A 21,385-nucleotide genomic window follows, 5' to 3' on the forward strand; every position below is an offset into this window, starting at 1 on the left:
GTCAGGACTTTAATACAGATACATAGTTATTATATATACCAGATTGAGGATTGCGTAAAATCAGTTCTATGGATGCTCAGCTTGGTCTGGTCAGTCTATACAAGAGAAGGGCAATATCCCTCAATAAAAATACATAATAACAATAAGGGACTAGGCAAAATGAGTTACACCCTAAAAATGCATCGAGTGTTTAGTGCACCTCCGGAGCGGGTGTATCGTGCTTTTGTTCACCCGGATGCCCTGGCAAAATGGTTGGCACCACATGGTTTTATTGCCAAGGTAGAACATGCGGAAGTCAAACCCGGCGGCAGCTATAAAACCACCTTTACCAATTTTTCCACCGGTACCCAGCACCATTTTCATGGGATTTATCATGAGGTGATTCCCAATCAGTTACTGCGTTATACCGATCAGTTTTCGACGCCAGATCTGCAAGGTGAAATAGAAGTCACTGTGATCTTTGAAAAGGTTTCAGTCGGTACAGGCCTGCATATTATTCAGGTCGGCTATCCCGATTTAGTGCCGCCTGCGGTATGTCACTTAAGTTGGCAGGAATCATTCCAGCTACTTTCCTTGCTGGTGAATCCGCATATCCCGGATAATTAATGCTTGATGATTATGAGCTGGCCTTCAACGAAACTCCTGTTCAAAAGCGCATCTCTGCAAAGATGCTATACTGTGATCTTATTTGTTTCATTTATTTAATTTTTCTCTTTTTCGAGGTTCTTATGGGTCTGCCAAACTGTCCAAAATGCCAATCTGAATATACCTATGCAGATGGCGATCTACTGATCTGCCCTGAATGTGCACATGAGTGGAAAGAAGGCGAAATTACTGAAGAACAAGTGATCATTAAGGATGCTCATGGCAATGTGCTGGCGGACGGCGATAGCGTGACGGTGATTAAAGACCTGAAAATCAAAGGTTCATCTTCAGTGGTGAAAGTGGGTACCAAAGTCAAAAGTATCCGCCTATTGCCGGATGCTGCCGATGGTCATGATATCGATTGTAAAATCGAGGGAATGGGCCCGATGAAGCTAAAATCTGAATATGTAAAGAAAGCTTAAATCTGGCATCAGACTAGAATTTTAACTGGACATGAGACGGTGGATAAATCGTCTCATTGCTAAAATTCAGCGTTTATTTTTTATGTAGTCCCAATCCTCACGTTTTTGATCCGAGATCACTCGTATGCCACATCTGCATCTGGAATATTCTGACAATCTTCAACATCTGCTCCAGACTCAGCCGCTCTTGCTGGCCATGCATCAGGCATTGTTCAATGCAGGCTATGTCACCGATCCCGATGATTTAAAAAGTCGTGCGATTATGCAGCAGGATTATGTCATTGGACTGAGTCCACGGACAGATCAGGCCTATGCACATGCCAAAGTCTCACTATTGAGTGGACGTAGTGTCGAAGTGCGTCAGGCGATTTCTGCATTGGTGCTTGAGGTGATGCAGCAATCTATTGCTCCACAGCCCGAATTAAAAATTCAGCTCTGTGTCGAAATTATTGAAATGCCAAAGCAGACCTATAGCAAAGCCACGATTTAAATCCTGGCTTTTAGCTGTGTGGCATCGCGACAGCTTAAGAGTTGTACTTAAACTCTTTACAATTGCTCAGTCTAAAATAAATCAGACGACCGAACATGAATACTATTCCTAAATTCATTTCATCTTATTAAAATATAAACATATTTTTTTATAAATGACATTTTTGGTCATTTACAAAAATACCGCAGAAGTCTTAAAGTGGGTTCAGATAACTCTCTATTCCTGATTTAAATAAAAATAAAGATTGATAGGGCTGTAATGTGGCATGTCTATGCAGATTGCATGAAGTTTTGGACTTAACTTAAAGATTGAAATCAAAATAATATTTTAAATAATATTCAGATGAATTGCAGTGAATAACACAAAGGGGATAGCCAAGCAATTATAGTGCTTGAGCATAATCAAAATAAGAAAAGCAAAAGACCAGAAATTTGGGACAATTTTAATTCCGATTTCAGGTCTGAATACCTGATTGAGGGGGACTTTATGCAGGTTTTTGGGGATGAACAACTGAGTCAGGAAGTCGTGGCATTTCTTCAGCAATGGGACCATGCCATATGCAGTCTGGAGATCCAGGATATTATTCAATTATGCCGGCCAGATATCCGTCTGGTCGATGTCAGTACTGAAATAAAAGGCATAGATGCCTATCAGGCACTCTGGTTGCAATATCGGCCTTTTATCCCTGAAGGAATCCGGATAGAGCGTCAAGATGTCAATATTCATGTGAGCACTGATTTAGCCTTGGTCGATGGCTATGTTCGGGTGAATTATGCGGTAATTGAGCCAATTTTCCAGTTGGGTTGGTGCCGGGTCAGTATGTGTCTCAGCAAGCAGCAGGGACGATGGCAATTGTTGCATCAACATACCTCAGTACCGGTACAACTCGAAACCCGTAAGATGCGCAGGATCAAAAGCGTCAGTTAAGTCATAAGCTCAAAAAATTAAGTGCAATATCTTGGTAAATGATTACAGGCATGCTTTATCAGGACACCATTCAGCAAAAACTGAATATACTCAAAGACTATCGTCAGGGAGCCGGGATGTGGGACGGTGCAATTCAGACCTTTGACAGGCTAGAAAATTCGATCGATACCCCGAAGCAGGAAGCGAGGAATCCAAATGTGCAGAATGTCAAAGTGGTCGGCTGGAACCTTCCAGTGAGGAAGCCGCACTAGGCTGGCCGAATACAATTTAAGGACTAAATAATGAAACAACAATGGATAGACAGCATCAAAACAATGAGTGTCGCATTTGGTCTGGCCAGTATCAGCTCATTAAGTCTTGCTGCCATTCAGGGGCTGCATTTTTCACATAAAGATTGGGAAATGGCCTGCGACAATACCGGTACCTGCCGCGCTTCTGGTTATCAGTCGGATCAGGAGATTAATCGACCAGTTTCAGTTTTATTGATGCGCGCAGCAGAAACGACCAGTGCGGTACAAGCAAAAGTCCAAATTTTACCCCTGCAAGCTGCAACATCGACAGCTCAGCTTCAGTTACAAATCGCGGGCAAGCCCTATGGTGTTATTCGTTTAGATCAGCAAGGGATAGGTCAACTGAGTCGTGCACAAACACAAGCCTTATTAAAAGCAGTTCAAGGCACGGATCCAGTGATATTTAAGAATGCACAATCACGCTGGACTTTGTCGACAGCCGGAGCCAGTGCCGTTTTGCTGAAGATGGATGAATTTCAGCGCCGCCTCTCTACGCCCTCAGCCTTGATCAAGCCTGGGAAAAAATCCAGTCAAGCGGTACTCAAAGCCGCAGCGATCCCGCAAATTATGATACCCAAATATCAGTCAGGCAAGATCACTCAAGTGAAACTGAATACGGCGGCGAGTCAGCAGATGATTCGGAAACTGCAAGCGAGCACTAACGAAGATCAATGCGATTTGCTGTTTAGCCAACACTTTATGCCGGATGATGTCATGATGATTTATCCCATCAATGCTCAAAATCAGCTGATTCAGATCCCTTGCTGGCGTGGAGCCTATAATATGGGCAGCGGTTTTTGGCTGATAGATCAAAACAAGCAACCGAGACAACTGGTGACCACCTCCGGAGAAACCTTTAGCCAAGGCCAGATATTTTCCGGGCATAAAGTACGTGGTTTGGGTGATTGTCTGAGTCAGGACGAATGGGCATGGGATGGTAAAACATTTGTCAAAAGTTTCAGTAGCCTGACCGTACAATGCAAGGGCTTTGCTGGCGGTGCCTGGGATTTGCCGACCTATGTAAGCACAGTCATTCAGGGTAAATAGAAATACCCTCGAAAAATAGAAGTGATAAAAAAAGCCTGAATCATTCAGGCTTTTGAATTTAAAAAAATATTATCTTAGAAGCGCTTTGGAATTCTCTGACCATTCGGAACAGGGATGTCGGCAATTTTTAATACCCCAAACAACCAGGTTTCTGCATGCTGTACCGCCGTTTTGAGTTGATCACCCATGGCCAGACGCCCGGCGATAAAGCTGGCCAGTGAACAACCCGAACCATGATATTCACCCTCCAGACGTGGACAGCGGGTCTCATTAATCAACTTGCCCGCGATATACAGACTGTTCTGAATATAATCCGGCGTATCTTCATGACCGCCTTTAACCAGAACTGCTTGTGCACCCATATCAAATAGTTTTTGAGTGGCCAGCTGTAGGTCTTCTTCACCTGTTAAAGCACGCAGTTCAACCGTATTCGGAGTTAGAAGGGTAGCCAATGGAATTAGTTGGGTAAATGCTTTGACCAGTGTCGCCTGATTGCCCAATGAACCGCCACTATTTGCCACCAGAACCGGATCGAGTACATACAGATAGTCCGGATGTGCAGTCAAAAACTCCGCCAGTGCTGCGATATTCTCTGTGGTGCCTAACATGCCAGATTTAATACAGCGAATTGGCAGGTCATTCACCACGGCATTGGCCTGAGCCAGCAGCAGCTCTTTAGATGTCGCTTCAAAACCAAAAACCTGCTGTGAATTTTGAATGGTGAGGGCTGTGCAGGCAATTGCTGCATGTGCACCACTTTGACCAATGGCTTCAATATCTGCCTGAAGACCGGCTCCACCTGAAGGGTCTAAACCGGAAAAGCAAAGTACGGTAGGGCGCAAAATGATGTCCTTCATTCACTAAAATTACATTAGTATAGGCAAATTTGAATGAACTCTCGATATTAATTTATATCGGTGCTGATGAGAGGGGATGGGCTGTGATTAAGAATATTTTAATTGATCTGGATGGGACATTAACTGATCCTAAAGTGGGGATCACCACGTCTGCGCGTTACGGTCTGGAAAAGGTGGGTCATCCGATTAGCGATGAGATCAATATCGACTGGATTATCGGTCCTCCCTTAAAAGCCTCGCTGGCCAAACTTTTAAATATCGAGACCGATCATATTCTGGCTGAGCAGGCGTTGATGGCTTATCGCGAACGTTTTGCAGTGAAAGGCCTATATGAAAATCACGTTTTCGAGGGTGTGGCAGAAACGTTGGCAGAACTGAAACGCCGTGGTTATCGTTTGTTTGTCGCTACGGCAAAACCGACGGTTTATGCCAAACAGATTTTAGAGCATTTTGATCTGGCTCAGTATTTTACTGAAATTTATGGCAGCGAACTCAATGGTGACAGAACCAATAAAGGTGAGCTGATTCAGTATATTTTAGAACAGCAACATTTAAAGGCCGAAGGCTGCATCATGGTCGGTGACCGTGAATACGATATTTTTGGCGCACGTCATAATGGCATTGACTCGATTGCAGTGAGCTATGGCTATGGCAGTCAGCAAGAGTTAGCGCTGGCACAACCCAAATATCAAATAGACCACTTTGACCAGTTGCTCAATTATTTTAAGTGAAGATGAAACAGTCTTATGAACGGTCGTGATGGTTCTGAGGCAGAAAGCAGCTAGGTCATACTGAGCTGCTGAGATTAAAAAATCCCGCACAGTGCGGGATTTTTTAATTTGGGCTAAAAGAATTAAAGCGTCAAAAACCAGGTTGATGCCAACACCACCATAATAATGATCACCAGCAAAATTTTGATGATCGTCATCTGATGTTGGGGGGGGACTCGGTCTTTGGTCAAGGCATTTCCGGCATGGTCAAACAGGATGACATTTTGTGCCTTACTTTCATAACCCAGTTCCAGTAATGCCCGCTTTTCAAGTTCGGTTAAACCATCTTCAGGAACATCCATAATTTGCAGCAGCGCAATAGAACCAAATAGCATCTTCATGGCCGATGAGGGTAAAAGTTGCTTCAGTGTTCCTGAGGCGGCATCAAAGTCCGCAATAATGCTCCGAGGATGGGCATAAGGCACATCGGGTAGCAGGGTATGTATAATCGTGCCATCCATATTCATCAGCTGCATTTTATCTTTGTAGATTTGCACCCATACAGCATCTGGAAATTTCACTAATTGATCTTGCAGCATTGAGAAGGTCTGATTTTGTTGATATTTACTCATTAAATAAGCGATAAACAAATCCCGCATCAAGACGGGATTTGTAAGATTCAGTTATTTTGCTGGAGCACCATATTCATTATTTTGTTGCTTGGTTTCAGTTGCCCACCACCAGATCAGCACCAGAATACCAATCACGGTCAGCATCAGTAATTGCCACCAGCCAGAGCGTCCTACATCATGCAAACGACGAGCGCCAACGGCCAGGCTTGGGACAAGAAGTGCCAGATTAAGCAGGCCATTGAGCAGTGGTTGAGTGCCTAAGACTTGATCAATGACCTCCGCAATAATGCCTAAAATTACACAAAACAGCATAAAGAACCAAAATTCTTTACGGCGTGCGCGGCCAGAAAAGTTTGCATAGTTGGTCAGACATTTTACAAACCAGTCAATGCTGCTGTAATTTTCCTCGGCCTGATCCAGATTGGAGTATTTACCCAGCTGACTGGAAATCTTTTCTCCCATATAAATAGAATTGCCTGAGGCCAGATACACCTCAGAGGCTTCACCTGTGCTGTTGCCAATAAAATCGACCCGATCGCCACGCGAAGGTGGACGCTCACTACGCCAGTCCGCGCCATTAAAGCTATAGCGCTGATTATCATCCCCCGAGATAAAACCGGTATTGTGTTGAATAGAAAAATCAAGGATTGAACCTTTCATGCTTGTTCTCGTCTATTAAGCTGGATTATTGTTTTAAAGTGATGCAATTTATTCGCCGAACCATTTTAGATTGATGCAGTCGCCAACATAAAGCCCGAAGCATCGGTTTTTGATGATTCATTTTTATTCAGATAACAGATTCTGGCAAAGTCTGCTAGAAATGCTGTTGATTTGTTTCATAAAGTCATCATTAGCTTTATAAAGCAATAGAATGTCAAAGAAACCATTTATGTTGGACAATATTGCATAAATTCAAAGAGCATTTTGATCCATGACTTCAATATTTAAACCACATTATTCAGCATTTTAAAATTAAAATTTCTGTATTGATTTTATAAAGATAACTCGAATCCACTGAACATAGACGATCCAGCTGACTGAATAGAATAAATAGATATGTTCCAGCCAGACCTATTTTTCTGAGTCATCATGTGATCAGGAAGCGAATATGATGCAGCATCGACTTCAACATCTGCCGATAAAAACCACCTTATCCGCTTTAATCGCCTGTATCAGCCAGACGCTATACGCACAGAATGCGGTGACAGAAGTACAAAAACTTGCGCCCATTATTGTGCAGGCGACCCGTACCGACCGGGAGCAGTTGACCACGCCTGCATCAGTGTATTATCTCAATCAAGAACAAAATCAGGGCATGAATGTGAACCTGTCGGAAACTTTAAAAGGCATTCCCGGTTTACAACTCAATAATCGGGAAAACTATGCACAAGACCTACAAATTTCGATACGTGGCTTTGGTGCGCGTTCCAGTTTTGGCGTGCGTGGGGTGCGTTTATATGTGGATGGAATTCCAGCCAGCATGCCGGATGGACAGGGGCAAAGCTCGAATATTGATTTAAATAGTCTGGATCATATCGAAGTATTGAGTGGTGCCTTTTCCTCACTGTATGGTAACTCTTCAGGCGGAACGATTTTAACCACCACGCGAGAGGGGCAAGGTGCTGACTCGATTGAGCTGGGGTATTCTGCCGGCAGTCAACATAAAGGCCAGACCAAGCTGGTTGTGCAAGGGGGTTCAGAACATGCCAATGAGCCGGGTTATATCATCAGCTCATCCTATTTTGATACTGGAGGTTTCCGGGAGCATAGCGGCGCGCATAAAGTTCTAAGCAATGCCAAGCTGACCTGGGAGCTGGATGATGGTTCTAAAATCAACTGGATCAATAACTATGTGAAAATTGCTGCCGATGACCCGGGTGGTTTAACTCGCGAACAGTGGCAGGCCAACCCGAAACAGGTCGCTGCGAATGTCCGTTTATATCATGCACGTAAAGATATCGAATAGTTGCAAACGGGTTTAACTTGGACTAAGCCGATCAATGATCAGCATGAACTCTATGGGATGGCCTATTGGGGGCAGCGTGAAGTCACGCAATATCAGTCGATTCCCCGTACAGCACAAGCTGGAATCAATCATGCAGGTGGTGTAATTGACTTCGACCGGAATTTTTATGGTGCGGATCTGCGCTGGACGGGTAGGGAGATTGTTCCTGATCTTCAACTGATTGCAGGTCTCGCTGTGGATGCCATGAGTGAAGAACGCAAAGGCTATCAAAACTTTTTAGGTGATCGCTTGGGGGTTAAAGGCGAACTGCGCCGAGATGAAGACAATCGCTTGTGGAACCTTGATCCCTATCTGCAAGCCTCTTATGTATTCTTGCCAAACTGGACGCTTGATGCCGGCCTACGCTTTAGCAATGTACATTTTAAATCAGAAGATAAATTCCTTTCCAATGGCGATCACTCAGGCAAAACAGATTATCAGAAATTACTGCCTACTTCGGCCTTGAGCTGGCAAATTCGACCTGAATTAATGGCCTATGCCAGTTATGCGCAAGGTTTTGAAACGCCAACCTTTACCGAAATGTCCTATCCTGCAAATACTGCCGAAAACCGTAGCTTTAGTTTAAAGGCAGCAGAAAGTGAAACTTATGAAATTGGCTTAAAGTCCGCTAATCGCTTCGGTGACTTTACTGTAGCCGCTTTCCAGACCCAAACTGAAAATGACATTGTCTCTGCCGGTAGTGATGGTGGACGTTCAACCTTCCGTAATGCCGATAAAACCTTCAGAAAAGGGGTGGAACTTTCCTGGAACAAACAGCTGTGGCGTGACCTAACCACACAAGTCAGTTATAGCTATATTGATGCGACTTTTGATGCAGATATTCCTGCGATTGGGGCAATTGCTGCGATTGCAGAAGGGAACTATATTCCAGGGATTGCTAAAAATCAGGCATTTTTATGTCTGGGTTGGAAGCCTGATCAGGGGCTACAGGCAGGACTCGACCTTCGTTATAGCGACAAAATGTATGTGAATGATTTAAATTCTGATGCTGCTCCAAGTTATGTCGTGACTGCAGCGAATGTTGGTTATCACTGGAAAATGCAGGATTGGGCGGTGAATACTTTTGCACGTGTCGATAATGTGTTTGATACAGATTATTCAGGTTCAGTAATCGTGAATGAAAGCAATGGCCGTTTTTTTGAACCGGCAGAAGGGCGAAATTGGAGTGCGGGGTTGAGTGTGACGAAGGAGTTTTAATGCAAACAATGAAAAGAAGAGGATGAATGATCATTAAATTCAGTCGATAAAAAAACCGCCACGAATGGCGGTTTTTTTATTCATAATACTTTATATATTATGTGATATTTCCAATTACCAGCTTAAAGCACCGCCGGTCTGATAATCCGTAACACGCGTCTCAAAGAAATTCTTCTCTTTACGCAAGTCCATCATCTCCGACATCCACTGGAACGGGTTATTCACACCAGCGAACTGTTCAGGCAAACCCAACTGCGCTAGACGACGGTTGGCAATAAACTTCAGATATTCTTCCATCATGCCCGCATTCATACCCAATACACCACGTGGCATCGTGTCACGTGCATATTCGATTTCCAGCATTGTGCCTTCAAGAATCATCTGAATGATTTCTTCCTGGAACTCGGTTGTCCATAGACCCGGGTTTTCGATCTTGATCTGGTTAATCATATCAATACCGAAGTTCAGGTGCATGGATTCATCACGCAAAATGTACTGGAATTGCTCGGCAACACCATTCATCTTGTTACGACGGCCCATCGACAGGATCTGGCTGAAACCGCAGTAGAAGAAAATCCCTTCAAGTACACAGTAGAACGCGATCAGGTTGCGCAGCAGGATCTGGTCATTTTCAGGTGTGCCGGTTTTAAAAGTAGGATCACTTAAAGACTGGGTATATTTCAGACCCCACGCTGCTTTACGTGCCACTGACGGAACTTCGCGGTACATGTTGAAGACTTCGCCTTCATCCATACCGAGCGATTCGATACAATACTGGTAAGCGTGTGTATGAATCGCTTCTTCAAATGCCTGACGCAAGATGTACTGACGGCATTCAGGGTTGGTAATGTGACGGTAAATCGCCAGTACCAGGTTGTTTGCAACCAGTGAATCGGCAGTCGAGAAGAAACCGAGTGAACGCATGACAATGGTACGTTCATCTTCAGTCAGGCCGTTTTCAGATTTCCAAAGTGCGATATCATGGTTCATGTTGACTTCTTGCGGCATCCAGTGGTTGGCACAACCGTCTAGATATTTTTGCCAAGCCCATTCGTATTTGAACGGAACAAGCTGGTTCAAGTCGGCACGACAGTTGATCATCGCCTTGTCGTCAACCTGTACACGCTGTGCACCCATTTCAAGCTCTTCCAGACCTGGAGCAACATCAAGTTGTTCTAGGGAAGCAGATGCTCTTGCCAGCGAATCGGTTGGATTTGATCCTCGGTTTTGAGTGGCTCTAAGGGGTTGTGCAGTTGCCACATCCGGCGATGCGTTGCCTGCATCAGATACCATCTGTGAATTAGTCGCTTTTTGCGGCTCGACGGGCGCAGGCTGCTGTTCAGGAGCAGCCGGTTTTTGCGAATCATCTTCGAAATCGTCCCAACTTAGGATAGACATATCAATTCTCTCTACGTTGCTTCATATCTTTTATGAGACATTCAGCTTGGCTGAGATGTCTTACTATACGCTTAATTTGTGTAAGCAAAATTAAGTTTTGTCGATGAATGCTGTGAATTTATACAGCAGCACTATCCCCACTACTTATTTTGTTTACGCTGCTGGCGTAGTTTGAACCAGAAATAAGCAAGTGGTGCGTAAAAGGTAATAGCAAAGGAAATCAGCAATGCCGCAAGTCCTAACATGTAGTTGTGGGTCATATGGGGCATTGAGGTTTCCTTTGTTTTTAATTGAGAGGCTTTTCAGCCTCTCAAGTTTTACCATAGGCTTAATTGAGCTTGGTTTGGATAACTTCTGCAATGTGCACGTACTTTTTCCCAACGATTAAATCGAAAACGGGAATAATCACAAACACTTACAGGTTTATCCAATGAGCACATTACTCTCATCAGCATCTCCTTTTTTGAAAAGATACTTTCAGAGGAGTGACTCACACTCTAAATTTTGCTAAAGTAGTCAGCGTTAAGTCCGCTAAAATTTAACACTGATTACCTTTATTACTTTCTAGAGTGTTGCTAACCCTCTGAAAGCTTGGGTTTTCAAATCAATGGTCTGTCACTTGTGATAGGCCATTTTTTTATTGCTTAAAATTTACTTTTTACATCCGCACCTCCTATGATTTTTCGCAGTTAGCTTGGAATCCCCCTAAATCCCTCTTTAAGAAAGAGGGATTTTCACATCTCAAATTATGGGCTGTGATCCCCCTCCTTTTAGGAGGGGTTAGGGGAGGTCAAGCAAAGCTTACTGACAAGCCTCACAATCAGGATTGTCAATTGAACATGCCATTGGCACTGGTGCTGCTTGCGCAAAACCATCTTCCTCTGCAGGAACTTCAGGTTTTTTCGCTTCAACCACCGGAGCAACTGCCGCAGCAGGAGCAGCAACCGTGGTTGCTTTAACCGCATTCAAGGCGCCAGTATTAATAGTCGATTTCTCAGCAGAAGTCGCACCCAATGCACGTAGGTAATAAGTCGTCTTAAGACCACGTAACCAGGCCATCTTGTAAGTGATGTCCAGTTTTTTACCATTTGCACCAGCGATGTAAAGGTTCAGAGACTGAGCCTGATCGATCCATTTTTGACGACGTGACGCAGCATCTACGATCCAACGTGTATCTACTTCAAATGCAGTCGCGAAGATGGCTTTAAGCTCTTCAGGAATACGGGAAATCTTCTGTACAGAGCCTTCGAAATGTTTCAGGTCGTTGACCATTACTGCATCCCAAAGGTCACGTTCTTTCAACGCACGTACCAGGTACGGGTTAATCACGGTGAACTCGCCAGACAGATTCGATTTCACATACAAGTTCTGGAAAGTAGGCTCAATCGATTGAGACACGCCACAAATGTTAGAAATCGTTGCAGTTGGCGCAATCGCCATCACGTTTGAGTTACGCATACCGTCTTTTTGAACTTTGGCACGTAAAGTGTCCCAATCCAAACGTTGAGTGCGGTCAACTTCGAACATACGTTCAGGACGTGTTTTTGCAACCAGATCCAGTGAGTCGATTGGTAAAATACCCTGATCCCACAATGAACCTTTAAATGTCTCATAGGTACCACGTTCAACAGCCAAATCACTTGAAGTTGAAATCGCGTAGTACGAAATCACTTCCATTGATTCATCAGCAAACTCAACCGCAGCATCAGAACCATACGCCAGGTTCATTTCGTATAAAGCATCCTGGAAGCCCATGATACCCATACCGACTGGACGATGTTTCAGGTTTGAATTACGTGCTTGTGGAACAGCGTAGTAGTTGATGTCAATCACGTTGTCGAGCATACGCACAGCCGTTTTTACTGTACGTGCCAGTTTTTCGCGATCCAGTACACCGCCTTGCACGTGTTGAACCAGGTTGATCGAACCTAAGTTACATACCGCGATTTCTTCTTTGCTGGTGTTCAACGTAATTTCGGTACACAAGTTAGAAGAATGCACTACACCAACGTGTTGCTGTGGTGAACGTAAGTTACATACGTCTTTGAAGGTGATCCACGGGTGACCAGTTTCAAACAACATCGACAGCATTTTGCGCCACAAATCTTTTGCACGGATTTTCTTGTGCAGCATGTTTGTTTCTTTGGCAATACCTTCGTAGTAAGCATAACGCTCAGCGAATTCTGCACCGGTCAAATCATGTAGATCTGGGGTTTCAGAAGGTGTGAACAATGTCCATTCCGCATCTTCAAATACACGTTGCATGAACAGGTCAGGAACCCAGTTCGCTGTGTTCATGTCGTGGGTACGACGACGGTCATCACCGGTGTTTTTACGAAGTTCCAGGAATTCTTCAATGTCCAGGTGCCAGGTTTCAAGATATGCACAAACTGCACCTTTACGCTTGCCACCTTGGTTGACCGCAACAGCCGTATCGTTCGCGACTTTAAGGAATGGAACTACACCTTGCGACTTACCATTGGTGCCTTTGATGTAAGAGTTTAAAGCACGCACTGGTGTCCAGTCGTTACCCAAACCGCCTGCCCATTTAGACAGCATGGCGTTATCACGCATTGCGCCATAAATATCATACAGGTCATCATCAATGGTGGTTAAGTAGCAGCTCGACAATTGTGGACGAAGCGTACCTGAGTTAAACAGGGTAGGCGTCGATGCCATATAGTCGAAGCTAGACAACAAGTTATAGAACTCGATGGCACGTTCTTCACGGTTTTCTTCATTGAGCGACAAGCCCATAGATACACGCATAAAGAACAATTGCGGCAATTCGAAACGTACGCCATCGGAATGGATGAAGTAGCGGTCAAATAAAGTCTGTAGACCTAGGTAGGTAAACTGGTTTGAGCGTTCTGGTTGAATCGCTGCTGCCAGTTTCGCCAGATCAAAGTTAAGCAGTTCTGGTGAAATAAGCTCAAGCTCAATTCCTTTTTTCAGGAAAGTTTCAAGTGCTTCACCTTCATGCGTATCCGTAGGCAGACCCAGGAATTTCAAACCAGTCGCCACCAGATCATCACGCAACAAACGTGCGGTCACATAGGTGTAGTTCGGCTCTTGCTCGATCCGGGTACGGGTCGCCATCATCATGGTGGTGGAGATGTCAGACTCTTTTACACCGTTGTACAGGTTTTTCACGGTCTCATCGACAATGGCTTGTACATCAATTCCTTCAAGGCCCTCTGCTGCTTTAGTAACATGCGCAGTTAAAGCACTTAAATCAAGTGGCTTAAGTTGGCCTTCAGCATCGGTAATTTGCAGGGTCGGGTGATGGTGTGCACCTAACTGTTTACGTGCTTCAGAACGTTGTTCACGGTAAATGACATAAGAGCGTGCAACTTTCTGTTCGCCCGTACGCATTAGCGCAAGTTCAACTTGGTCTTGAATTTCTTCGATATGAATCGTTCCGCCAGAAGGTAAACGGCGTTTAAAGGTATTTAGTACCATTTCCGTCAGTTGCTCGATACGATCATGGATCCGGCTCGAGTCAGCGCTTTGCTGGCCTTCAACCGCCAAAAACGCTTTACCAATTGCGACAGAAATTTTTTCTGCATCAAAAGCGGCAACATCACCGGTGCGTTTAATCACCTGAAGTTGACCAGGAGTTGAAGTGATTACGCTCATGTTAGCATAGCTCCATTGTCATCTATTTTTATGTTTATGGACCGTTTGAACTGGGCAAGTTTCATGCACAGTGTTTGAGGAATAAACACAAGACCTAGTGGTTTTAAAATTAATTGAACACAAGATACGGGAAAATTTAGGGTAGATCAATATTGACATTTAGCTAAATATTTTTCTTAAGTTTTGCTTTAATCCTTGTAAAAATATCGCTATTTTTATTGATTTTTGTATAAGCCTTATCAGGCAAGGCATAGCATAACAAAGTCCCGAGAAAGTGCTTATAGATAACATTGTGGATAACTAAAAAGTGCTGAATCAAGCAGTCATATTTTGTTCATGTAATAGTTGTGTAAATCACAAATCAGATCTAAATCACTGTTTCAAGCATAGTTGCCCAAAAAATGCACGATAAAATATTACAAAATGCTATCTTGATGTATCAGTTTGGTGAGCGCTATCTTGTTTACAATGTAAACGTGTGTATATTGCAAGCATATTAAAAACGTATCTATTGGATTTCAAAAGGATACGCCTATAGCGTAGATCCACCAAATAAGGGGCAATACATGAGCCAAGAAGAAAAGTTACCCAAGATTTTAATTGTTGAAGATGATGAGCGTCTTGCTCGTTTAACGCAAGAATACCTCATTCGTAATGGACTTGAGGTTGGGGTGGAGCCGGATGGTAACCGTGCCATTCGCCGGATTATCGCTGAGCAGCCAGATATGGTGGTGCTGGATGTGATGTTACCAGGAGCGGATGGTTTGACCATTTGTCGTGAAGTGCGCCCGCATTATCATCAACCGATTTTGATGTTGACTGCGCGTACTGAAGACATGGATCAGGTTTTGGGTCTGGAAATGGGTGCAGATGACTATGTCGCTAAACCGGTTCAGCCACGTGTATTGCTGGCACGTATTCGTGCATTGCTGCGTCGTACTGACAAGGTGCCTGAAGATGAAGTGGCACAGCGCATCGAATTTGATGATCTGGTCATCGACAATGGCGGCCGTTCAGTGACTTTAAATGGCGATCTGGTTGATTTTACCAGTGCAGAATATGACCTGTTGTGGTTGCTTGCATCAAATGCTGGCCGTATTCTTTCCCGCGAAGATATTTTCGAGCGTTTACGTGGCATCGAATATGATGGTCAGGATCGTTCAATCGATGTGCGTATTTCGCGTATCCGTCCAAAAATTGGTGACGATCCAGAGAATCCGAAGCGTATTAAAACCGTGCGTAGTAAAGGTTATCTATTCGTTAAAGAAACTAATGGTATTTAAGCAAATGTACGTTGTTGCTTGAACGAGCAGGATAAACTATAGGTGTTTAAACACAGTATATTTTTGCGTATATACGCAGGACTCGTCATCCTTGTCGTGTTGGTGGCTGTGTTCGGCTATCTGTTGGTACAGATTATCAACTATCAGCGTGCGCAAGAATATCGTGAGTCTCTGACTGATGGTATGGCCTATATCATCAGTGAGGGTGTCGCGCGCCAGCCAAATCTTCAGCAAAAGATGGATTGGGTTTCCGATGCTTCTGATTTGCTGGAATTGCCAATTCACTATGTAGAAGCCAGTAAGGTGGATATCACCCGTGCTGAAGGTCGCCGTATTGCCGATCGTAAAGCCGTCGTGCGCTGGGATGCCAAAACCGGCATTGCCTATATTGTGGTGGGGCTGCGCGATGACCCGAATCATTACCTGTATATAAAGGCCGACAGTATTACCGAGCGCCAGATGAAGGCGCTGCCGGTCTTTATTCTGGATTATCTGGTCTATTATCCGGGTCAGGAAAAAGAATATCTGTCCGCTATTCAGGATCATTTTTCTTATCCGGTATCGATTGAAAATGTACAGAGCTTACCTTTAGATTCCGAGCAGATCGGGCGCTTGCGTCTTGATCACAGTATTATCCTGTATCGGGATAGTGCCTCAATCCGTGGCACCACCATTTCAATTATTTCGCCAATTCCAGGTTCGACCTCACAAGTCTTGGTGATGGGGCCGGTGCCATTGTTTAACTGGATGCCATTCCAGTTAGCGACTGGTATTACTTTATTGAGCCTGTTTGTGCTGAGTCTGGGGGTGTATGGTTTGTTGGTGCCAATGCAGCGCAAGTTGCGTGAAGTCAGCTATGCCTTAAACAAAATGAAAACCGGTAATATGTCATTGCGTCTTCCTGTAGAAGGAAGTGACGAAATGGCAACGCTAGCCTCTAGCTTTAACAATATGTCTGATCATATTCAGCGCCTGATTGAAGCCCAGCGTGAATTGATGCGTGCGGTTTCACATGAACTTCGTACACCAGTGGCGCGGATTCGTTTTGGTGTGGAAATGATGGCAGATGAAGATGATTACGATTATCGTCTGCAACAGGTCGAACAGATTGATAAAGATATTGAAGCGCTGAATACCCTGATTGACGAGATCATGACCTATGCCAAGCTAGAACAGGGCATGCCTTCGATCGAGTTTGAAAAGGTCAATCTGTTTGAAGTGCTGAATCAGGTAGCTCTGGAAACTGAAGCATTAAAAACCCAGAAAATCATTGAGCTACATTCAATGCCTGATGTGGTAGTTGAGGCAGAGCGCCGTTATCTGCATCGCGTAATTCAGAATCTGGTCGGCAATGCGGTGCGTTATTGCGACAATAGGGTGCTGATCAGTGGTGGTCTGGATCAGGATGGTCAGGCTTATGTCTCTGTTGAAGATGATGGCCCGGGAATTCCGGAAGTGGATCGTGCCCGAGTCTTTGAAGCCTTTGCCCGACTGGATGACAGCCGTACCCGTGCTTCGGGTGGTTATGGTTTGGGTTTATCCATTGTTAGCCGGATTGCGTACTGGTTTGGTGGCAAGATTCATGTGGATCAAAGTCCGAGCTTGGGTGGTGCGCGCTTTATCATGAGCTGGCCTGCACAGCGTTATGTAAAGAAGAGCAAGCGCAAGTTGGCAGAAAAGACTGAGGAAATCAGTGATCATTCAGCTTGATGTTATATAAATGCTTTTGAGTTATAAAAAAACGATGCCTGAGCATCGTTTTTTTATTGGGGAAGAATTTTATTCCTGAATGGTGGCATCCGGCTCAATCAATGGTTTGCCTTCTTTTAGGCCATGCAGGGCTTCAGGATTGAAGTCGATCATTAGCTTGGTATTTTTTCCATCAATGCTATAGCGCTGGATCAGCCTCTGATCACCAGATAAAGTTTCTACTTTGTATTCATCGGCAATATTCATGATGCCATCCAGATTAATGCTGGAAGAGGCATGATCCTCTTGAAACAGTGCATGGATATCGCGCAAGTCAAAAGCGACCTGACTTATATTGGGGTGTTTCTGGACATAATCTTGGATATGTCGCACCAGTAACTGGGCAAATAAAAAATAATTCGGCTTATGCGAGAAGCGTAGAGACATGCAAGGACTCCTTATTGTTACTTTATTAATGTCATTATGTGGCTTAGAAATACAAATAACATATTCTGAATCAGTCTGTTGGGTGTGTTGCAAAAAGATACAATTGCTTGCCTTGAGTGAGGCTGGGCTTAAAGTGCTTTAATCCAAGTTAAAATGTGAAAATCATGTTAAATATCAAATTAAATCAAAAGCTTTATCCGCTGAAAGTTATGGATAGAATAAGTTTTTGTCTGATTTTTCTTTGCTTTGGCCGTGAAAGGGGCTATATCTAAGCCAGAGGCCAAGCAAGAATGATCTGAAATGGATTTATTTTTCAGGAATGCTGTTTATAGAAAAATTAATAGAAAATTAAAACTTAATCCAATAAAACGATTAAATCGGATGTTGAGAGATCAAACGCAAATTAAATGCTGAAATGCCTAAAAAATCATCCCAAAGACTAAGGCTTATAAACTAGCAAGTGAAATCCAAAATCAGGTACAATTGGCGGGATTAATTTTGTGTTTGGTGTATTTGAAGGCCAATACATACATTCTTTGTTAACAAATAGGCCTGCCAGGAGTTATCCCCGCATGAGTGCTATTACTCCATACGAATGGGCAATTATTGCCTTCGTGATCGGCGTTACATTTTTATGCGTCTTTATGCTGACCGTCCCATTACTCCTCGGGGGTAAATCATGGGGCCGTGCCAAGCAGGAGCAGTTTGAGTCAGGTGTTGTTGGTGCAGGTGGGGCTCGTATCCGCTTGTCTGCAAAGTTCTATTTAGTTGCAATTTTCTTCGTGGTGTTTGATTTAGAAGCACTTTATCTATATGCATGGGCGGTTTCTGTTCGTGAAGTAGGTTGGATTGGTTTTGCAACTGCAGCTATCTTTATTTTAGTTTTACTTGTTGGTTTGGTTTACGAATTATCCACAGGCGCACTCAACTGGGCACCTTCAGACAAACGTAAAGCCGCAGGAATTAAAGCTAAGATTGGTTCGCCAAATATGGATCTAGCAGAAATTACGCGCTTTAACTCAATTGAAGAATTGGTAATCGACCCTACAGGTCAAATCCCAGCTCAATCCTCTGGTCGTGTGAAAAGCTCACCGGCTAAATCATCTGATAAGGAGTAAGACGGGATGAAATATACATTAACCCGTGCGAATCCGGATGCTGATCAATATCCACTTCAAGAGCGTATCCTTGTAGAAGATCCGTTACTTGAAGAAGAAGTGAATAAAAATGTATTCATGACTCGTTTAGAGGATGTGGTACATACAGCAGTCAACTGGGGTCGTAAAAACTCAGTTTGGCCGTTTAACTTTGGTACATCATGCTGCTATGTAGAGTATGCGACGACCTTAACCGGTGTGCATGACTTGTCACGTTTTGGTGCCGAGGTGATTCGTGCTTCACCGCGTCAGGCGGATTTAATGATTGTGGCGGGTACCTGCTTTGTGAAAATGGCGCCTGTCATTCAACGTTTGTATGAACAGATGCTTGAACCGAAATGGGTCATTTCAATGGGGGCATGTGCCAACTCAGGTGGGATGTACGACATTTATTCAGTGGTACAAGGTGTGGATAAAATCATCCCGGTCGATGTTTATGTTCCCGGCTGCCCACCACGTCCTGAAGCTTTGATTCAGGCATTAATGCTGTTGCAAGACCAGATTCAACTCGAGCGTCGTCCGCTTTCTGCGGTGATCGGTGATGATCTTAAGCCAGTGTATAAGCCAAAGATGATGCCGGAACGTGACCGTAAGAAAGATCAGCGTGTTGCTGTGAAGAACTTGCGCTCTATGGATGAAATTAAATAATTTAAACGACTGGTCTTTTTTGCTGCACCCGCTATGGGTGTAATTGTCGTTTAGGTTGACTGAATTTGTATTAAATAGGAAGCCAAGCCAATGGCTGAAACTGACATTGCTATGCCAGAATCAACACCAGTTGATTCACGCCCAGCATTTGCCATCATTGAAGAACTCAAAACCAAATTTGGTGAGAACTTCTATGTGCAAACGACTTTCGAGGATTTCCCGACAGTCTGGGTTGAGCGCGCACGTGTACAAGAAGTTTTAATGTTCTTGCGTACAGTATCACGTCCTTACGTGATGTTGTTCGACTTGTCTGCGGTAGATGAGCGTCTGCGTACGCACCGCGACGGTTTACCTGCGTCTGACTTCACAGTGTTCTACCACTTGTTGTCGCTCGAGCGTAATACTGACATTCGTATTAAGGTTGCCTTAGCTGAAAGTGATCTGAATCTTCCGACGGCAACCAACATCTGGCCAAATGCCAACTGGTACGAACGTGAAGCTTACGATATGTTTGGGATCAATTTCGAAGGGCATCCAATGCTCCGTCGTATCTTGTTGCCAACCTATTGGGAAGGTCATCCGCTACGTAAAGAATATTCTGCACGTGCGACTGAATATACCCCGTATTTACAAGACAAGGCCAAGCAGGACTACGAACAGGAACATCTGCGTTTCGTGCCTGAAGATTGGGGTATGAAGCGCGGTAATGCCGATGAAGACTTCATGTTCCTGAACTTGGGGCCTAACCATCCATCTGCGCACGGTGCATTCCGTGTAATTTTGCAGCTGGACGGCGAAGAAGTGAAAGACTGTGTGCCTGATATCGGTTATCACCACCGTGGTGTGGAAAAGATGGCTGAACGTCAAACCTGGCATTCATTCATTCCGTATACAGACCGTGTCGACTACTTGGGTGGTTGTGCACAAAACATGCCTTATGTGATGGGCGTGGAGCAAATGGCGGGCATTACTGTACCGGACCGTGCGCAATGTATCCGCGTGATGATGTCGGAATTGTTCCGTATCAATAACCACTTGTTGTTTATTGGTACTGCAATTCAGGATGCCGGCGGTATGACCCCAGTATTCTATATGTTCGCTGACCGTCAAAAGATTTATGACGCGATTGAAGCGATCACGGGTTACCGTATGCACCCAGCTTGGTTCCGTATTGGCGGTACTGCGCACGATCTTCCAAACAACTGGCAGCACCTCATTCGCGAAATCCTCGACTGGATGCCGAAGCGTATGAATGAATACTACACAGCTGCATTACGCAACTCTGTATTCATGGGTCGTACACAAGGTGTGGCGCAATATGACGCTAAATCTGCATTGGCTTGGGGTGTAACCGGTACTGGTCTTCGTGCAACAGGTATTGACTTTGACGTTCGTAAATATCGTCCGTATAGCGGCTACGAAAATTACGATTTCGAGGTTCCTTTAGAGTACGAAGGCGATGCTTATGCACGTGTCATGGTTCACTTCCGTGAAATCGAAGAATCACTGAAAATCGTCAAGCAATGTCTAGACAACATGCCGTCTGGTGCGTACAAAGCAGACCATCCACTGGCTGTTCCACCACCAAAAGACAAGACATTACAAGATATTGAAACCTTGATTACGCACTTCTTAAGCGTATCTTGGGGTCCTGTAATGCCGGCAGGTGAAGCATCTGTGATGGCGGAAGTGGTGAAAGGTGCGTCGAACTACTACTTGACTTCAGACAAGTCAACCATGAGTTACCGTACCCGTATTCGTACACCAACCTTCACGCATTTACAGCAAATGCCTTCTGTGATTAACGGCAGCCTCATGTCTGACTTAATCATTTATTTAGCGACCATTGACGTCGTAATGGCTGACGTGGATCGCTAAGGG

At 44.3% G+C, this 21,385-nt stretch carries 19 protein-coding genes and 1 pseudogene; 13 read left to right on the forward strand and 7 right to left on the reverse strand.

Features of this window, described 5'->3' with window-relative positions; all coding sequences use genetic code 11:
* Positions 1 to 159 precede the first annotated feature (159 nt).
* The 6 genes from FTU40_RS06600 to FTU40_RS06625 all read left to right on the forward strand — a co-directional run bounded on the left by FTU40_RS06600 (position 160) and on the right by FTU40_RS06625 (position 3,821).
* Positions 160 to 606 carry an SRPBCC domain-containing protein gene (locus FTU40_RS06600; RefSeq protein ID WP_005169565.1) on the forward strand — a complete coding sequence of 149 codons (447 nt, stop codon included), beginning with the start codon at positions 160 to 162 and terminating at the stop codon, positions 604 to 606.
* Positions 607 to 728: 122 nt separating this feature from the next.
* On the forward strand, positions 729 to 1,067 hold the full coding sequence (locus FTU40_RS06605) for a zinc ribbon domain-containing protein YjdM (RefSeq protein WP_005097964.1): 339 nt from the start codon (positions 729 to 731) through the stop codon (positions 1,065 to 1,067).
* 124 nt (positions 1,068 to 1,191) lie between these two features.
* On the forward strand, positions 1,192 to 1,557 hold the full coding sequence (locus FTU40_RS06610) for a 5-carboxymethyl-2-hydroxymuconate Delta-isomerase (protein WP_005169568.1): 366 nt from the start codon (positions 1,192 to 1,194) through the stop codon (positions 1,555 to 1,557).
* 486 nt (positions 1,558 to 2,043) lie between these two features.
* Complete coding sequence (locus tag FTU40_RS06615; RefSeq protein WP_180000566.1) at positions 2,044 to 2,484, forward strand: nuclear transport factor 2 family protein; 441 nt, start codon at positions 2,044 to 2,046, stop codon at positions 2,482 to 2,484.
* A gap of 50 nt (positions 2,485 to 2,534) precedes the next feature.
* The gene (locus FTU40_RS06620; RefSeq protein ID WP_244881220.1) at positions 2,535 to 2,735 is read left to right on the forward strand and encodes a hypothetical protein; all 201 of its coding nucleotides are present in this window, start codon (positions 2,535 to 2,537) and stop codon (positions 2,733 to 2,735) included.
* Between the two features lie 30 nt (positions 2,736 to 2,765).
* Positions 2,766 to 3,821, forward strand: a complete 1,056-nt coding sequence (locus FTU40_RS06625; RefSeq protein WP_180040225.1) for a DUF1176 domain-containing protein — start codon at positions 2,766 to 2,768, stop codon at positions 3,819 to 3,821.
* A gap of 74 nt (positions 3,822 to 3,895) precedes the next feature.
* Here the strand turns inward: FTU40_RS06625 and FTU40_RS06630 are convergent, their stop codons facing one another.
* Positions 3,896 to 4,663, reverse strand: coding sequence for a hydroxymethylpyrimidine/phosphomethylpyrimidine kinase (locus FTU40_RS06630; protein ID WP_100355901.1), 768 nt, complete (start codon positions 4,661 to 4,663; stop codon positions 3,896 to 3,898).
* Positions 4,664 to 4,761: 98 nt separating this feature from the next.
* On the opposite strand from FTU40_RS06630, the gene FTU40_RS06635 reads away from it, so the two are divergent.
* Positions 4,762 to 5,409 (forward strand): HAD-IA family hydrolase, encoded by a 648-nt coding sequence (locus FTU40_RS06635; RefSeq protein ID WP_100329157.1) that lies wholly within the window; start codon positions 4,762 to 4,764, stop codon positions 5,407 to 5,409.
* A 122-nt stretch (positions 5,410 to 5,531) separates the two neighbouring features.
* Here FTU40_RS06635 and FTU40_RS06640 read toward each other — a convergent pair whose 3' ends face one another.
* Complete coding sequence (locus FTU40_RS06640; protein ID WP_074383469.1) at positions 5,532 to 6,047, reverse strand: hypothetical protein; 516 nt, start codon at positions 6,045 to 6,047, stop codon at positions 5,532 to 5,534.
* Between the two features lie 24 nt (positions 6,048 to 6,071).
* A complete protein-coding gene (locus FTU40_RS06645) occupies positions 6,072 to 6,680 on the reverse strand; it encodes a DUF805 domain-containing protein (protein WP_074383468.1) in 609 nt (202 codons plus the stop codon).
* A 451-nt stretch (positions 6,681 to 7,131) separates the two neighbouring features.
* Here FTU40_RS06645 and FTU40_RS06650 point away from each other — a divergent pair.
* Positions 7,132 to 9,243 (forward strand): annotated as a pseudogene (locus FTU40_RS06650) (TonB-dependent receptor domain-containing protein).
* A gap of 114 nt (positions 9,244 to 9,357) precedes the next feature.
* Here the strand turns inward: FTU40_RS06650 and FTU40_RS06655 are convergent.
* The 3 genes from FTU40_RS06655 to FTU40_RS06660 form a co-directional block, all read right to left on the reverse strand.
* Positions 9,358 to 10,641, reverse strand: coding sequence for a ribonucleotide-diphosphate reductase subunit beta (locus tag FTU40_RS06655; protein WP_005169603.1), 1,284 nt, complete (start codon positions 10,639 to 10,641; stop codon positions 9,358 to 9,360).
* A 140-nt stretch (positions 10,642 to 10,781) separates the two neighbouring features.
* Entirely contained in the window at positions 10,782 to 10,910 is a 129-nt protein-coding gene (locus tag FTU40_RS15370) for a hypothetical protein (RefSeq protein ID WP_005169615.1), read from the reverse strand.
* Positions 10,911 to 11,442: 532 nt separating this feature from the next.
* The gene (locus tag FTU40_RS06660) at positions 11,443 to 14,280 is read right to left on the reverse strand and encodes a ribonucleoside-diphosphate reductase subunit alpha (protein WP_005169619.1); all 2,838 of its coding nucleotides are present in this window, start codon (positions 14,278 to 14,280) and stop codon (positions 11,443 to 11,445) included.
* A gap of 566 nt (positions 14,281 to 14,846) precedes the next feature.
* On the opposite strand from FTU40_RS06660, the gene bfmR reads away from it, so the two are divergent.
* Positions 14,847 to 15,563, forward strand: coding sequence for a response regulator transcription factor BfmR (bfmR, locus tag FTU40_RS06665; RefSeq protein ID WP_005097931.1), 717 nt, complete (start codon positions 14,847 to 14,849; stop codon positions 15,561 to 15,563).
* A gap of 42 nt (positions 15,564 to 15,605) precedes the next feature.
* Positions 15,606 to 17,273 (forward strand): sensor histidine kinase BfmS, encoded by a 1,668-nt coding sequence (gene bfmS, locus FTU40_RS06670; protein WP_159516145.1) that lies wholly within the window; start codon positions 15,606 to 15,608, stop codon positions 17,271 to 17,273.
* Positions 17,274 to 17,342: 69 nt separating this feature from the next.
* Here the strand turns inward: bfmS and FTU40_RS06675 are convergent, their stop codons facing one another.
* Positions 17,343 to 17,699: a hypothetical protein gene (locus FTU40_RS06675; RefSeq protein WP_100329152.1), complete on the reverse strand. Its 357-nt coding sequence runs from the start codon at positions 17,697 to 17,699 to the stop codon at positions 17,343 to 17,345.
* 572 nt (positions 17,700 to 18,271) lie between these two features.
* Here FTU40_RS06675 and ndhC point away from each other — a divergent pair.
* The 3 genes from ndhC (at position 18,272) to nuoC (ending at position 21,382) form a co-directional block, all read left to right on the forward strand.
* Positions 18,272 to 18,817 carry an NADH-quinone oxidoreductase subunit A gene (gene ndhC / locus FTU40_RS06680; RefSeq protein ID WP_005097926.1) on the forward strand — a complete coding sequence of 182 codons (546 nt, stop codon included), beginning with the start codon at positions 18,272 to 18,274 and terminating at the stop codon, positions 18,815 to 18,817.
* A 6-nt stretch (positions 18,818 to 18,823) separates the two neighbouring features.
* On the forward strand, positions 18,824 to 19,504 hold the full coding sequence (locus FTU40_RS06685; protein WP_005097925.1) for an NADH-quinone oxidoreductase subunit B family protein: 681 nt from the start codon (positions 18,824 to 18,826) through the stop codon (positions 19,502 to 19,504).
* A 90-nt stretch (positions 19,505 to 19,594) separates the two neighbouring features.
* Positions 19,595 to 21,382 (forward strand): NADH-quinone oxidoreductase subunit C/D, encoded by a 1,788-nt coding sequence (nuoC, locus tag FTU40_RS06690; protein WP_005097924.1) that lies wholly within the window; start codon positions 19,595 to 19,597, stop codon positions 21,380 to 21,382.
* The last annotated feature ends 3 nt before the right edge of the window (positions 21,383 to 21,385 follow it).

This window comes from Acinetobacter sp. YH12100 (genome assembly GCF_013419135.1).
Classification (GTDB): Bacteria; Pseudomonadota; Gammaproteobacteria; order Pseudomonadales; family Moraxellaceae; genus Acinetobacter; species Acinetobacter pseudolwoffii.

Excerpts from the sequence above, each read along its gene's own strand:
- FTU40_RS06655 (WP_005169603.1), bottom strand. The coding sequence starts at position 10,641 with ATGTCTATCCTAAGTTGGGACGATTTCGAAGATGATTCGCAAAAACCG.
- bfmR (WP_005097931.1), top strand. The coding sequence starts at position 14,847 with ATGAGCCAAGAAGAAAAGTTACCCAAGATTTTAATTGTTGAAGATGAT.
- FTU40_RS06645 (WP_074383468.1), bottom strand. The coding sequence starts at position 6,680 with ATGAAAGGTTCAATCCTTGATTTTTCTATTCAACACAATACCGGTTTT.
- ndhC (WP_005097926.1), top strand. The coding sequence starts at position 18,272 with ATGAGTGCTATTACTCCATACGAATGGGCAATTATTGCCTTCGTGATC.
- FTU40_RS06610 (WP_005169568.1), top strand. The coding sequence starts at position 1,192 with ATGCCACATCTGCATCTGGAATATTCTGACAATCTTCAACATCTGCTC.
- nuoC (WP_005097924.1), top strand. The coding sequence starts at position 19,595 with ATGGCTGAAACTGACATTGCTATGCCAGAATCAACACCAGTTGATTCA.
- FTU40_RS06640 (WP_074383469.1), bottom strand. The coding sequence starts at position 6,047 with ATGCGGGATTTGTTTATCGCTTATTTAATGAGTAAATATCAACAAAAT.
- FTU40_RS06685 (WP_005097925.1), top strand. The coding sequence starts at position 18,824 with ATGAAATATACATTAACCCGTGCGAATCCGGATGCTGATCAATATCCA.
- FTU40_RS06615 (WP_180000566.1), top strand. The coding sequence starts at position 2,044 with ATGCAGGTTTTTGGGGATGAACAACTGAGTCAGGAAGTCGTGGCATTT.
- FTU40_RS06675 (WP_100329152.1), bottom strand. The coding sequence starts at position 17,699 with ATGTCTCTACGCTTCTCGCATAAGCCGAATTATTTTTTATTTGCCCAG.
- FTU40_RS06605 (WP_005097964.1), top strand. The coding sequence starts at position 729 with ATGGGTCTGCCAAACTGTCCAAAATGCCAATCTGAATATACCTATGCA.
- FTU40_RS06625 (WP_180040225.1), top strand. The coding sequence starts at position 2,766 with ATGAAACAACAATGGATAGACAGCATCAAAACAATGAGTGTCGCATTT.
- FTU40_RS15370 (WP_005169615.1), bottom strand. The coding sequence starts at position 10,910 with ATGCCCCATATGACCCACAACTACATGTTAGGACTTGCGGCATTGCTG.
- FTU40_RS06660 (WP_005169619.1), bottom strand. The coding sequence starts at position 14,280 with ATGAGCGTAATCACTTCAACTCCTGGTCAACTTCAGGTGATTAAACGC.
- FTU40_RS06600 (WP_005169565.1), top strand. The coding sequence starts at position 160 with ATGAGTTACACCCTAAAAATGCATCGAGTGTTTAGTGCACCTCCGGAG.
- FTU40_RS06620 (WP_244881220.1), top strand. The coding sequence starts at position 2,535 with ATGCTTTATCAGGACACCATTCAGCAAAAACTGAATATACTCAAAGAC.